The following is a 14,362-nucleotide window of genomic DNA, read 5'->3' on the forward strand; positions in this document are numbered from 1 at the left end:
AGCAGTCGGTAGACGGCGTCCTCCTCGGGGCCGAGGCCGAGCAGGGCGAGCAGGGAGACGTCCGCCGGGGAGGAGGCCGTGCGGCCCCGCCCGGACGGGCGCGGTTCGTCGTTCAGCTCTCAGGCCTTGTTCGGGTCGGCCAAGAACTCCTCGAAGGACAGCGCCTTGTCCCTGTTGGCGTCCTGCCCGGCGATGAGCGCCTCGGCCACCGACTCGCCGACGTTGAAGTCGCCCCTCTGCACCATGGCACCGCGCGTGTCGTCCAGCTGCGTTTCGGCGAGGCCGGTGACATTGAGCAGACGTGCGTCCAACCGGTCGGCGACTGCGAGGTCGGTCGCCGTCAGCGCCGACCGGTTTCCGGGTATCGGTGTCATGCGGATGATCCAAACGGGAATCCGTCCCTCCGGGTAAGTGCCCGGGCGGGCGGCTATCCGCCATGGCGTCTAACCGCCATACGAGCGACGGCATGCCGCCGCCTCCTCGACGCCAGCCCCAGGGCGGCCGACGATCGTCCAGGCCGCCCCCGTCCTTCACCACGCGTCGGCGTGAGGTCGGAAAAGGCTCGGTGTCGTGTTTGCCCTCAGCTGCATGCCGGCTTTCGAGATGGCCCTTTCGAGTAGCCTTTCTCCATTTGCCCGCGCGGTGAAATGTTCTAAATGCGTGAGCAGTTGACGTGACATCAACTCCATGTTGAAGAATCCCCCCGTCATGATCGGCGCACCTCTGGCGAGGCCGCCTTCCCCTGCCCGGAAGGCGGTCCGATTCGACATGCCCTGAGGTGCTCCGGTCGAGGTCGGAACCATCGCGACCGGCGACGGAGTGCCCCGTGCCGGCGTGTCCGTGCGCCTGTTCCGCCCCGTGCGGGACGGGCGCCGATGAAGGGGATGGCGTGAAAGTGAAATACGGGCGGGTAATAGCCTGCCTCGTGGTTTCGGCAATGGCCGGAACCATGTTGCCACAAGCTGCTTATGCGGTGCCGGTTTCAGGCAGGGAAGGAGAGGGTAAAGGCGGCTTCTTCGACGGCTGGTTCTCGGATTCCGAGGACGGCGACGGATCCGAGGCCCCGCGGACCGGCGGTGATCCGGTGCTGCCGAGTCGGGAGAAGCTGCCGAAGGGCAAGGCGGCGGCGAAGCCGAAGCGTGTCGCCGAGCTGACCGGGAAGCGGACGGCTAACGCCCGCTACTGGCAGCTGTCCGACGGGCGTGTGCAGGCCGAGGTGTCGGCCGTCCCGACCGGGTACCGGGCGGGCAGGTCGTGGAAGGACATCGACCCCACGGTCGCCCCGTCCGCTGCCGAGGGCTTCGCGTTCTCCAACACGACGAATGTGGCGAACAGTTGGTTCGGCTCGGACGCGGAGCGGCTGCTGCGCTTCCAGGCCGACGGCCACACGGTGACTCTCGGTCTGAAGGGTGCGGGGAAGCTCGCGCCGGTGGCCGAGGGCGACACCGTCACGTACAAGAACGCGGTGTCCGGTGCGGACCTGTCGTACGTGGTCGGTCCCGGACGGGTGAAGGAGAACATCGTCCTGGACGCGAAGCCGTCCGGTCCGGTGTCCTTCACCTTCACCCTCGATGCGGGTGGCCTGAAGCCGAAGCAGAACAAGGACGGCTCGGTCTCCTTCTACGGTGAGGGCGCCGATCCGGTTCTGGTGATTCCGGCGGCGTTCATGACGGACGCGCGGAAGGACGCCAAGGCCCCGTACGGCACTGGTTACAGCGCGGCCGTGCAGCAGAAGCTGTCGCGGGCGGGCAAGGGCTGGGAGCTGACGGTCACCCCCGACGCGAAGTGGCTCGCCGCCCCGGAACGTCAGTATCCGGTCACCATCGACCCGACGATCTCGATCGCCCCGACGCCGGCGACGGCGCAGGACGTGATGATCTCGTCGGACGGTCCGACGACGAACTACAAGGACAACTGGCGCCTGTCCGTCGGCAACACGTCGACCGGTGCCTCACGCGCCCTCGTCCGGTTCCCGATCAGCAGCATCCCGGCCGGGACGAAGCTCGATTCCGCCGATCTGAAGCTGTGGTTCGACCAGTACCACACCACCGGTGACTCGGAGGTGCGGCTGGAGGCCCACCGGGCCACCGGCGCGTGGACCGAGGACCAGGCCACCTGGAACGGTGCCAGCACGTTCACCGGCGAGCTGTCCGGCACCGCCGTGGTCGTGGACAACGGCGAGGCAGACCGTACCGCTGCTGTGGGCGCGTGGCCGGCGTCGGGGAACACGGCGTACACGCAGTACGCGGTGAACCAGACGTACATGTACAACAAGGATTCGGTCGCGGGTGACACGTACACCTGGCAGCCGAGCCTCCCCGAGGACGGCACCTACCAGGTCGAGACGCACTACGTACCTGCGTCGGACCGGGCCGCGAACGCTCCGTACACCGTGACCTACGACGGTGGGACGAAGGCGTACACCGTCGACCAGCAGGCCGGCACCGGCGGCGTGTGGAAGACGCTCGGCTCGCACCCCTTCAGGGCCGGCACGCTGGGCAAGATCGTCCTCGGTGACGGCCCCGCCTCCACCACGACCTCGGTGATCGCGGACGCGGTGCGGTTCACCAAGGGCGGTGTGGTCACCAAGCAGCCGGGCGAGCTGAACGCCTGGCACTCCTTCCCGGTGACGAAGACGGTCCAGCAGTGGATCGACGGCACCTACACGAACAACGGCTTCGTCATCAAGGCCGGTGACGAGTCCGCCAACGGCCCCAAGGGCGGGCCCCGTTACGAGGGCAGCGAGTTCGGGTACGGCGGCGAGACCGCCAACTACCCTCGCCTCGTCCTCACCTTCGGCCGCCAGGGCGTCGACCTCGCCGCCCCGACCACGATCCACGACACCGGCGCCGAGCTGAACTGGTCCGCGTACCAGGACAAGGACCCCGTCGCCACCGGCGACGACCTCGTCGAGTACCAGGTCCACCGCTCGATCAGCCAGACCTTCACCCCCTCGGCCGCCACCCTGGTGGCACCCGTCGCACCCGGCACCACGTCCTTCACCGACACCTCCGCGACGCCGACGAAGGCCGACGACCCCGACCCGTTCGGCCGCGCCTACTACTACATGGTCGCGGTCAAGACGAAGGACGGGCAGGTCGTCGCCGCCCCCACCCAGCTCGTACGCCTGCCGAAGGCCGGTCGCACGACGAAGGTGCTGACCGCGACAGACGACACCACCCTGTCCGCGCTCCAGCCCACCACCGCACACGACACCATCGACGACTCCGGTCCGAAGAACTGGCTGTCGGTCGGCAACAACTCCGCCACCCACGACGACACCCGCGCGCTGCTGAAGTTCCCGGCCCTCGGCATCCCCGCCACGGCCCGCGTCCTGGACGCGAACGTCCGCCTCTGGTCCACCCAGACCGCCCAGGACACCACGGGCGCCCTCTACGAACTGCGTCCGCTGACGCGGGACTTCGACGAGTCGGCGACGTGGAACAAGGCCGACGCGGCGACCAGCTGGACCAGCCCGGGTGGTGACTTCGGCGCTGTCGTGTCCGACACCGGCGCGAAGACGAACGACCCCGCCCGCCACGACTGGAACGTCACCTCCCTCGCCCAGTCCTGGGTCACCACCCCTTCCTCGCAGAAGGGCGTCGTCCTCAAGATGGCCGACGAGGTCGCCAAGCAGGAACGCACCCTGTTCCTGTCGTCCGAGGGCGCCGAGCCGAGGCTCGCGCCCAGGATCGTGGTCACGTACATCGACTCCACCACCGAGTCGACGTACTACGCGCCGCAGACCCCCGCGCGCATGACCCCGAACTCCGACTACACGGTCGACTTCACCCTCACCAACACGACCGCCTCCAGCTGGACTTCGGCCGATCACGTCCTGAGCTACCGGTGGACCCTGCCCGACGGCACGGACGTCACCACCGGCGGCAACCAGGTGCGGACGGCGCTCCCGGCGAACGTCGCCCCGGGCGGCTCGGTCAGCCTGCAGGCGCAGGTGAAGACCCCGATCAACTCGGACAACGGCAACAAGCGCACCGACTACGTGCTGACCTGGGACGTCCACAACAAGACGACCGGCACCTGGACCTCGGGCACCTCCGGCATTCCCGGCCTGAGCCAGAACGTCGCGGTCGAGGACCCGACCTCCAACCAGCTCGGCATGGAGAAGTTCTACTCCTACACGGGCAAGAACACCGGCGCCGGTTCCACGATCATGAACAACCTGGCGTCCGGCAACAGCGTCTGGCAGTACAACGCGTTCACCAACCCGGGCCGCGGTGTCACCACCTTCGCCCGCTTCGCGTACAACAGCCAGGACACCTCCGACACCGTCTCCGGCTCCGGCTGGTCCTTCCAGGCGTCGGGCCCGATCCGACTCGGCGCTCCGCTGGAGTTCCACCCCAAGCCCAACCCGACCGAGATCCGTCTCCCGGACGGCGACGGCACCACCCACGTGTTCCGCTGGGACTCGACCGCCAACACGTGGAAGGCGCCGGCCGGCGTCCACTACAAGCTGGCGGCCAAGCCCGGTCTGGACTGCACCCCGCTGAAGGACCCGGTCCCGGACGCCTGGACGATGACCCGTCCTGACGGCTCGCGGTTCCTGTTCGGCTGCGACGGCTACCTGACGTCGCTGGTCGAGAAGAACGGCAACACCCAGACGTACACGTACGAAGAGCGGAAGTCGAACAACAAGCCGACCAAGTTCCTGAAGTACATCACCGACCCGGTCGGCCGTCAGTCGCTGACGGTCGAGTACTACTCCAAGGCCGACAGCTCCAACCCGAAGGTCATCGACCACATCAAGTCGATGACCGAGATCTCGGGTCGCACGTTCACCTTCGAGTACTCCGACAAGGGCCTGCTCACCAAGATCACCGATGGTGCCGGTTCCAGCCAGCCGAAGGTCTTCGGCTTCGCGTACGACGCCACCCAGGGCAACAAGAACGTCAAGCTGGTCAAGATCACCGACCCGCGTGGCAACGCCACCGCCATGACGTACTTCTCGCCGCAGGCCGGTGACGACCCGAAGTACCACTGGTGGACGAAAACGATCACCGAGCGTCTGCAGGGTGTCACCACCTTCGGCTACGCGGTCGACGCCGGGAACCCCAAGTTCGTCGACACCAAGGTGACCGACGCCCAGTCGCACGCCACCGACTACGTGTCGGACGACTTCGGCCGCCCGGTCCAGACCACGAACGCCAAGTCCCAGACCACGAAGATGAGCTGGGACGCGGACAACAACGTCACGTACCTGGAGGAGGCCAACGGGGCCAAGACCGCCTACTGCTACGACCAGAGGACGGGCTACCCGCTCTGGAAGCGCGACGCGGAGAGCAACAAGTCCGGCGTCCCGCCTCCGGGCGACTGCGCCCCCGGCACGTACCCGGCGAACTCGGCCCAGTACACGTACCTGACCCGTCTGGACGGCTACTCGGCCGACCTGGCCACCAAGACCTCTCCGGAGGGCCGCAAGTGGCAGTTCGGGTACGACTCCTTCGGCAACCTGAAGACGGTCACCGACCCCAAGGGCGTCGCCACCCCCACGGCCGGTGACTACACCACCTCGTACGAGTACAACTCCTACGGCCAGCTCACCAAGGCCACCGACCCCAACGGCAACCCGTCGACGACGAGCGACTTCGGCCCCACGGGCTACCCGGCGAAGATCACCGACGCCCTGGGCAGGACGACGTCCTTCGTCTACGACGTGCGAGGTCAGGTCACCGAGGTCACCGACGCGCTCGGCAAGAAGACCACGCAGACCTACGACGCCTTCGGACGTCCGAAGGAGAACACGGTCCCGAAGGACCAGAACGCGGGCGTGTTCATCACCACCCCCGCACCGGTCTACGACGCCAACGACAACGTCACCACGTCGACGGCGCCGAACGGGGCGGTCTCGACCGCGGTGTACGACGTCGCGGACCAGCTCGTCTCGGCCACGGCCCCCAAGGACACGCCGACGTCCCCCGAGCGGAAGACGTCCTACACCTACGACAAGGTCGGCAACCTCAAGACCGTCACCGAGCCGAAGGGTTCGCTGACGACGTCGGACGCCACCGACTACGTCACCACCCACCACTACGACGAGATCTACCAGCTCACCTCGGCGGTCAACGCGGCCGGTGACAAGATCTCCTACGAGTTCGACGACGTCGGCAACGCCGTCAAGGTCGTCGACCCGAAGAAGAACGCGACCCCGGACGCCACGGACTACACGTCCAGGATGGCGTACGACCTGAACCACCGGCTCACCAGCTCCACGGACCCGGCGGGCAAGGTCAGTTCGCGCACCTACGACAAGGACTCCCTGGTCCTCACGTCCACGGACCCGGGGAACAGCACCACGACCTACACCTACGACGAGCGGGGCAAGCAGACCGAGGTCAAGGTCCCCTACGACGCGACCACGTTCCGCATCAGCAAGTACGAGTACGACCAGGTCGGCAACGGCACCAAGGTGATCACGCCCAAGGGCACGGCGACGGCCACCGCGGACGACTTCACCTCGCGCACCGAGTACGACGCGCTGAACCGTCCGGTCAAGCAGTACCAGCCCTACGACCCGAACGACCCCGAGAACAACGACCCGAACGTCTACACCCAGACCGTGTACGACGCGGTGGGCCGGGTGGAGCGGCAGTCGCTGCCGCCGTCGCAGGGCCAGACGGTCCGCAACGACACCGTCATGGAGTACTTCGACAACGGCTGGACGAAGAAGTCCACCGACCCGTGGGACATCACCACGACGTACGACTACACCGAGCTCGGGCTGCAGAAGGCCCGGACGCTCACGTCGGCGGGCGGTTCCTCGGACCGCACCATGACGCAGTCGTACTACCCCGACGGCAAGCTGAAGTCCAAGTCGGACGACGGCGTGCCGGTCGGCAAGTCGGTCGTGCTCGTCGACAACTCCGACACCCAGCACACCTCCGTCACCGGCACCTGGGCGACCGGCGGCATCACCGGTCAGCAGGGCTACGACCACCGCACCCACGCAGCCGGCACGGGCACCGACGCCTTCACCTGGACGCTCAACGTCCCGAAGGACGGCACGTACACCGCGTACGTGAAGTACCCGCGGGTCACGGGCGCGGCCACGGCGGCCACGTACACGCTGTCGCAGGGGACGACGACCCACCCGTCGGTCAGCAAGGACCAGACGGCCGGCACCGGCACCTGGGTGACGCTGGGCTCCTACAGTCTGAAGCAGGGCAACGACGCCAAGCTCAAGCTGGCGCAGGGCAGCTCGGGCATCGTGGTCGCCGACGCGGTCAAGCTGGTCAGGGACACGTCCGGCGAGACGGACTCCGAGAAGCGGACCTTCACCTACGGCTACGACGTCAACGGCAACGTGACGTCGATCGACGACACCTCTTCCGGCGCCGAGATCGACGCCTACACGATCGCCTACACCGGCCTGAACAAGGTCCAGAAGGTGACCGAGGCCCTCGCGGGCCAGGAGAAGAAGGTCACGTCGTACACGTACGACGCCAACGGTCAGGCCGATACGGTCACGCACCCCGACCAGTTCTCGAAGTACGCCTACGACCTGCGCGAGCTGGTCAGGTCGGTCTCGGTCGGCAAGTCCGCCGCGGACGCGTCGCCGAAGGTCACGTCGTTCACGTTCAACGACCGCGGCCAGCGGCTCACCGAGACCAAGGCCAACGGCAACACCGTCGACCACACCTACCTCCTCGGCGGTGATCTGAGGTCGACCACGGAGAAGAAGGGCTCCGGGACGCTCGTCTCCTCGCACACCTACGCCTACGACCTGAACGGCAGCAAGGCGCGGGACGTCGCGAAGAAGATGAACGCCGACAACCACGCGGCGTACCTCGAATCGACCACCGACTACACCTACGACCCGGCGGGCCGGCTCACCCAGTCGGTCAAGACCGGCACCGGCGCGGGCACCGAGAAGTACGTCCACGACGACAACGCCAACGTCATCTCGCAGACGGTCAAGAACGTCACCACCGCCTACGAGTACGACCGCAACCGCCTGCTCCGGGCCACCACCGGGGGCTCGGCGGCCACCTACAACTACGACCCGTTCGGGCGGCAGGAGTCCGTCACCGCGGGCGGCCAGGTCATCGAGAGGAGTGTGTACGACGGCTTCGACCACGTCGTGGAGTCCCAGAAGCGGGACGGGACCGGCGCGATGAAGTCGACGACGTACACCTTCGACCCGCTCGACCGCACCGCCTCGAAGACGGCCGACGGCAAGAAGACCGACTTCAACTACCTCGGCCTGTCCGGTGAGGTGCTGAGCGAAGAGGTCGCCGGCCAGCTCACCAAGTCGTACCAGTACAGCCCGTGGGGCGAGCGCCTGTCCCAGGTCAAGCACAACGCCGACGGCACGGGCGAGGACGGCTTCTACGGCTACAACGCGCACAGCGACGTCGAGACGCTGACCGACAAGGACGGCGACACCAAGGCGACCTACGGCTACACCGCCTACGGCACCGACGACGAGTCGGAGTTCACGGGCATCGACAAGCCGGATGCCGGGGACCCGACGAAGCAGGCGTACAACCCCTACCGCTTCAACGCGAAGCGCTGGGACGCCCAGTCGGGCACGTACGACATGGGCTTCCGGGACTACAGCCCGGGTCTCAACCGCTTCACGACCCGGGACATGTACAACGGCGCCCTGGCCGACATGAACCTGGGCGCGGACCCGTTCACCGGCAACCGCTACGCGTTCGCCGGCGGCAACCCGACCAGCTTCGTCGAGCTGGACGGCCACCTCGCCTTCGCGATCCCGGCCATCTGGTGGGCGGGCGCGGCTCTGGTCACGGCCCTGTACGCGGCCACGCCCGAGGGGCAGAAGAACCTCTCGGACGCGGCGACGGCGATCGGCCAGATGATCCCGACCGCGGAGGAGGCGTCCTCGTCCAGCGCGTCCAGTGGGACCAGCACGGCGCCCACGCCGTCCCCGTCGCCGGGATCGGCTCCCACGCCGCCCGGCAGCGGTCCGCAGGGCTTCCACACCGGGAAGGCGGTCTCCGACCTGGTCCGGCTGTTCGCGCGCCTGGCCCCCACGGCCGAGGAGGACAACTCTCCCCAGCGCAAGGCGATCGACGGCGCCGGTGAGGAGAGCCGGAAGTGCCAGAGCTCGTCCGGGCCGAGCCTCGTATGGAACACCCCGGTGGACACGCAGGGCCGCGCCACCGGCGGGTTCGCCTGTCTGGACCCCTCCCAGCCGGCCAGCCTCGACAACACGGGTCCGCAGAACCCGCGCGGCTGGGACCTCCAGGACGAGGCCGACGACTGGAACCGGGCCCACCTCATCGCCCGTGAGTTCGGCGGCAGCCACTACCGGGAGAACATCGTCCCGACGACCATGTACCAGAACCAGAAGGAGGGCATGCGGACCGTCGAGTACGAGATCGAAAGGCGTCTCAAGCTCGGCGAGAAGGTCTACTACCAGTCCATTCCGGTGTATGCCCCTGGCTACGTGAACCCGATCGGCGTGCACATGTACGTCTCGAGTTCATCGGGGGCGTTCTCCCGGCTGATACCGTCCGGAGTCCACGACTGACGGGCCCGGAAGCCACTGAAGCCGTGAGTCCCCCGAGGGGCTGATGCGGCGCAGAAGAGGCGGTGGGGTGAGCGGCGTCGGCCGCCGCCCCACCGCCGCTGCCGTCAAGGAAGGAACACATGAATCATCTCGACGTCGTCCGGCTGCTGGGTCTCGACGCCCCGGTGCGGCCGGAGGGAGAGGGGTACGGCCAGGTCGTCCCCGAGGACTTCGAGCTGCTGGTCCAGGTCCTGCCGCAGGGGGTGATCGCGGCTTCCGTGCTGATCGGCGGGACCGACGCCCCGGTGCGCTCCCTGGAGGACTTCACACGGGAGACCGCGCTGCGCATCGCGGACATGAAGGAGGCCCTGGAGAGCCGCGAGCAGGAGCTCTGGCTGCCGCTGCACCCGCAGCCCCGCGGCATGGTGCCCTGGGGGCGCACCGCCAACGACGGCGTGCTGCTGTGGGACACCACCTCCGCCGACACCGCGGACTGGACGACCGTTCTCACGGACACCGACTTCCAGTTCTGGCTGGACCTTCCCTTCTCCGCCTCGGAGTTCGTCGCGCGGGCCGTCACGGGACGTTCCGAGGGAACGCCCGCTTTCGAGACGTACCAGGAGTACGAGGCGGGCACCTTCTGGAAGGTCGCCGACGACAAGCGTGCGACGGCCGTGGTGCTGGCGAACCGCGACATCGGGGCGGTCGAGGAGATCGTCACCCGCGTGCGGAGCATCGGCGTTCCCGGCGTCCGGCAGTACGCGGAGGAACTGCTCGGCCGGGCGGGCGAGTCGCTCGGCGCGCTCCCGGAGGACTACCTGGCGATCATGAGGGAGTTCCCCGGCGGCGTCGTCGCCGGCGTACGGGTCTTCCCCGTCTCGGGCGGTCCGGGGACCCCGGCACTGCGCCGGCTGGACGAGGACGGGCTGTTCCTGCAGTGGGGAGAGGTCGGGGGCCGGGCGTTCGGCTGGCTCACCGCCAAGGGCGCCCCCGAGGAGTGGCGCGTCGCCTACATCGAGCCGGACGCCTCGGCCCTCACCTGCCTGGAGGACCAGACCTTCGCCACGTTCCTGCGACGCCGGCTGCGGGGTGACAACTCGCTGTTCTGACCCGCCGGGCGACCCGTCGCCCAGCGGTACTCGCAGAGGTGGGCGGTCTCCATCGCGACCGTCAGCTGGAACCTGCCGTCCCCGGGGACCTCGAAGCGGTCCCCGGGGCGGCGAAGGCCTTCCACGCGTCGGAGGTGACGAGAAGAGGGTCGTGCCGAGCCACGGCCAAAAGTGCCCACGCACCCGTGCGCGATCACGTTCTCGCGTCGAGAACTGCACCATGATGCGCACTCGCAGGGCTCGGACACGGCCGCCATACCTGATGACGCATCAGAGAAGTCGGCATCGAGTCGTCATCAGCACCGTGCAGAATCACCCCTCACGGCCGTGAATCGCCGAGATCATGGACTCGCCCCGCCTACTCCGACCTGCGAAGACCCCTCTCAGAAGCTTGCCGTCAATCTCATGAAGATCCTTCGGGACGCCCATCACAGGGGCGGGACAGCCGACGCCCTCTTCCGGGGTGTTGTCCCGCCGGAGTACATCCCCACTCGGATCACCATTTCCACCGTGGAGGAGATCCACGCCCTCAAGGAGGTCGCCTCCAAGGCGCTCGTCGTCGTCATCGACCTGATGTCCGGGTGCGGGCACCGGAACGGTGAAGCGTTCGCAGCCGACCTCGAAGGGATGGTCGCCGACGGCGTGTACCGCATCACCGAGCAGATCGACGGGAGGACCCGCCAGCGCGCCCCGCTCAAGCACCGCAAGGCCGGCGACTTCCGCGAAGTCCCCATGCCGGCCACGGTCCGGGAGTCCCTCCTCCGGTACGCGCACGACGTCGGCACGGACCGGAGCGACGTCCGCATCCGGTGAGTAACTCGGAAGCGGGAAGACGGTGAGCCGGTCCGCGTGGTCGGCGATGAACTCGCGCAGCGGCTCGACCAGGTTCATTCGCAGGTTGTCCCGTACGAGCACGATCGGACCGCCGAGCCGGATGTGCGCTCTGACCAACAGGTCGCGCCGGCCGATGCCCTTCGGCTCGCCCCTGCGGCCCCGGTGCTCGCGGACCGAGGAGGGCATCCGGGACCGCTTCCCCGGCTTGTAGCAGGTCAGCCCGGCCATGGACACCCGACCCGAGGGTCGGCCACGGACCCGGACCACCGGCGTGGAGCTCCGACGTGGAGCCCCGGCGTCCCCAGCTCCTGGCTCGCGGCGGTGTGTGGCGGCCGGCTTCGTCCTCGAAGACGATCCGGTCGCCACACGCCGCCGCGGTGCTCTCACCCGCGGCCAGGTCTCCTTCTTCCGGACCTCGACCGCCACGTCGTCACGCCCGATCGCCCGCCGGGCGGGCTGCTGCCAGAACCAGCCATGCCGCTTCAGCAGCAGCCACGTGTACCACCGTGTAGCCCACGTGGAACAGCCGGCCGATCAGCGTCCTGATCCGGACCGGTGTCCACCGCTGGTCGACCCAGCCGTGGACCAGCGGCCCGCGTCCCAGTTCCCGTTCCAGCCTCGCGATCTGCGCGTCGCCGAGCCTCGGCCGCCCCGGCGATCCCTTCGACAGGACCCCGCTACGCCGTACTTGCTCCACTGGCGGCGCCAACGCTCCACGGACCGCTCGCCGACCCGCGGCGCGGCGGCCGTCGCGGGGATCGAATCGGGAGGCGAGGGCGCGCCGGTCCTGCTGGTCGGGCTCCAGGAGTACGTCCTTCTGCCGGGATGGATCGCCCTGGCCGCGCCGACCGGGGCAGTCCTGCTGGGCCGAGCCCGGGACGCCTGACCGGCCATCACATTCCCTGTACCGACACCCCTGCCCGCCCCCATGGAGAGACGGGAATCTTGCGTGATCTGTTCAACTGTAAATCAGCGAAAATCGCCGCAGTGAAGCCGCTTCCCCGAGATGTATGACAGTGAAATCTGGAGCATTATTGAACTTGGGGGCGTTTGGTTCGACCGGGATTCGCCGACTGCGATCACCGATCACTCGTCGAACCTTCCAAGATCACAAGCCAGGCCAGGAAAAGTCCTTCAGTGGTCAATCACTCTCGGCCCGGGCGTGTCCCGGAAATTCCGCCATCAGTAGAAAGTGATGGGGTAATTCACTATGTCCAACAATCAACCGACCGGTACCCCGGCGCCGCTCCAGAGTTTCGAGCCGGCTGTCGAACTGATCCAAGAGGCACCGGAGGAGGATGTTCGGAGCGGGCTCGACTCAACACTTCATGAGGTCGAGGTTCAGGCGGCCGATGGCTCTGGCGCCGCGGCGGCACCGGCACCTCCCGTCGTGTCCGTGGAAGAAGTGCCGCAGACCACTCTCGCAGAACGGTGGCGCGAGCACGTAGAGGCGTCTCGGCAGCGAGGAGAATGATCATGCCGTACTTCCGCAACAGTCATTCCTCGACGATCCAGGTGGTTGGAATGTACTGGGACCCCCAGAGCTGTGGGCAGTACGGAAACTACCGGACCATGGGCTGGTGGCGCATCAAGCCCTACGAGCGAATCCTTCTCGCACCCAACAACCGGCAGTTCTTCTACTGGTACGCCGAGTCCGACGACGGCTACAAGTGGGAGGGGCGCTACGGGCCCGTGTATACGTATCTCTACCCGTTCGACTCCTGCATTCAAATCGGCTCGACCGGAGCATGGAAGACAGTGACGATGCGCCCGCACGACCAGTATGCCTATCCCGGTGGCGTGAACGTGGACATCTGAGCTCCACCGCGAGCATGAAGTCAGGAGCACCACCATGACCGCTCAACAGGAAAAGGATGCTCAGCGGTACTGCGCCCAGCCTCCACAGAGAATCCCCGTACTACCCTCGAGCCTCAGTCGTCCGCGGACCAGGGCGATACTGGCCAATCATGCGAAGTGGCTGAACGGTACCCAGCTGCGGTACAGCTTCCTTGACGGTGCCGGCGACGGCGTGGCGAAAGCGTGGTTGACCGAGGTCCACAACGGTTTCGAGGAGTGGGAGAGCCTTGGCATCGGGCTGAAGTTCCGTCCCGAGGACAACCCTGAGGAATCGGAGATCCGAATCACCTTTGCCGATGACGGCTCCTGGTCGTACGTGGGCACGGACTGTCTCGGCATCGGCTCCTCAGAGGCCACGATGAACTTCGGATGGGACCCGACCTCGCCCTACGGAAAAGCCACGGTCCGGCACGAGATAGGGCATTCGATCGGCTTCTGCCATGAGCACCAGAATCCGTTCGCCGGCATCGAGTGGTACGTGGACAAGGTCTACGAGTACATGGCGGGCCCACCCAATTTCTGGCCCGCGGAGACGACCTATCACAACATCATCCGCAAGCTCTCCACGGACCAGGTGAGCGGTTCGCAGTGGGACGTGCTGTCCATCATGGAGTACGGCTTTGTATCCGGTCTCATCAAGCGGCCGGAGGAATACCGGGCCGGAATTTCTTCTCCGCTTCAACTGTCTGATCATGACAAGGAGTACGTGCGCACGTGGTATCCGCCGCTGGCTCCGCACATGGAAGAGCTGAAGCCGTTCCAGTCGTCGGTACTTGACCTCGCCTCAGGAGAACAGGCCGACTACGAGGTCATCCCGGAGATGAGTCAGAAGTATCAGTTCAGCACCTTCGGAAACGCCGACGTGAAGATGGTCCTCTTTGAGCAAGTCGGTGAAGAGAACCCGCGCTACATCACTGGCGAAGACGACAGCGGCGAGGACCGCAATGGCCGCTTCGAGGCAAAACTCTTCAAGGGGCGCCGGTACATTCTCCGCGTCCGGATGTACTCCACGTGGGGTTCTGCGAACGCGTCGGTCATGTACTGGTGACCGCAGGCGGGTCAGGGCTGT

General features: G+C 67.1%; 7 protein-coding genes and 1 pseudogene. 5 read left to right on the forward strand and 3 right to left on the reverse strand.

From position 1 onward, the window contains the following. Nucleotides 1-119: 119 nt before the first annotated feature. A complete protein-coding gene (locus tag ACIQFX_RS21220) occupies nt 120-374 on the reverse strand; it encodes an EF-hand domain-containing protein (RefSeq protein ID WP_402465466.1) in 255 nt (84 codons plus the stop codon). 1,499 nt (nt 375-1,873) lie between these two features. Between ACIQFX_RS21220 and ACIQFX_RS21225 the strand changes: the two genes are divergently transcribed. Further along, entirely contained in the window at nt 1,874-9,514 is a 7,641-nt protein-coding gene (locus tag ACIQFX_RS21225) for a DNRLRE domain-containing protein (RefSeq protein WP_402465642.1), read from the forward strand. Between the two features lie 119 nt (nt 9,515-9,633). Beyond that, nucleotides 9,634-10,602, forward strand: coding sequence for a hypothetical protein (locus ACIQFX_RS21230; RefSeq protein ID WP_402465468.1), 969 nt, complete (start codon nt 9,634-9,636; stop codon nt 10,600-10,602). A gap of 312 nt (nt 10,603-10,914) precedes the next feature. Here ACIQFX_RS21230 and ACIQFX_RS21235 read toward each other — a convergent pair whose 3' ends face one another. Beyond that, nucleotides 10,915-11,664, reverse strand: coding sequence for a hypothetical protein (locus ACIQFX_RS21235; RefSeq protein ID WP_402465471.1), 750 nt, complete (start codon nt 11,662-11,664; stop codon nt 10,915-10,917). Between the two features lie 216 nt (nt 11,665-11,880). Further along, nucleotides 11,881-11,928: pseudogene (locus ACIQFX_RS21240) on the reverse strand (hypothetical protein); the annotation flags it as partial. A gap of 196 nt (nt 11,929-12,124) precedes the next feature. Between ACIQFX_RS21240 and ACIQFX_RS21245 the strand changes: the two are divergent. The 3 genes from ACIQFX_RS21245 to ACIQFX_RS21255 all read left to right on the forward strand — a co-directional run bounded on the left by ACIQFX_RS21245 (nt 12,125) and on the right by ACIQFX_RS21255 (nt 14,341). Continuing rightward, complete coding sequence (locus tag ACIQFX_RS21245; RefSeq protein WP_402465473.1) at nt 12,125-12,322, forward strand: hypothetical protein; 198 nt, start codon at nt 12,125-12,127, stop codon at nt 12,320-12,322. 590 nt (nt 12,323-12,912) lie between these two features. Beyond that, nucleotides 12,913-13,254 (forward strand): hypothetical protein, encoded by a 342-nt coding sequence (locus ACIQFX_RS21250; RefSeq protein ID WP_402465476.1) that lies wholly within the window; start codon nt 12,913-12,915, stop codon nt 13,252-13,254. A 34-nt stretch (nt 13,255-13,288) separates the two neighbouring features. Further along, complete coding sequence (locus tag ACIQFX_RS21255; protein WP_402465479.1) at nt 13,289-14,341, forward strand: M12 family metallopeptidase; 1,053 nt, start codon at nt 13,289-13,291, stop codon at nt 14,339-14,341. Nucleotides 14,342-14,362 lie beyond the last annotated feature (21 nt).

It is taken from the genome of Streptomyces sp. NPDC093089, from assembly GCF_044754405.1.
In the GTDB taxonomy this organism is placed as follows: Bacteria; Actinomycetota; Actinomycetes; order Streptomycetales; family Streptomycetaceae; genus Streptomyces.

Bases quoted from the DNA above. Each gene is read 5' to 3' on its own strand.
- ACIQFX_RS21220 (WP_402465466.1), bottom strand. From the start codon at position 374: ATGACACCGATACCCGGAAACCGGTCGGCGCTGACGGCGACCGACCTC.
- ACIQFX_RS21250 (WP_402465476.1), top strand. From the start codon at position 12,913: ATGCCGTACTTCCGCAACAGTCATTCCTCGACGATCCAGGTGGTTGGA.
- ACIQFX_RS21255 (WP_402465479.1), top strand. From the start codon at position 13,289: ATGACCGCTCAACAGGAAAAGGATGCTCAGCGGTACTGCGCCCAGCCT.
- ACIQFX_RS21235 (WP_402465471.1), bottom strand. From the start codon at position 11,664: ATGGCCGGGCTGACCTGCTACAAGCCGGGGAAGCGGTCCCGGATGCCC.
- ACIQFX_RS21230 (WP_402465468.1), top strand. From the start codon at position 9,634: ATGAATCATCTCGACGTCGTCCGGCTGCTGGGTCTCGACGCCCCGGTG.
- ACIQFX_RS21225 (WP_402465642.1), top strand. From the start codon at position 1,874: ATGATCTCGTCGGACGGTCCGACGACGAACTACAAGGACAACTGGCGC.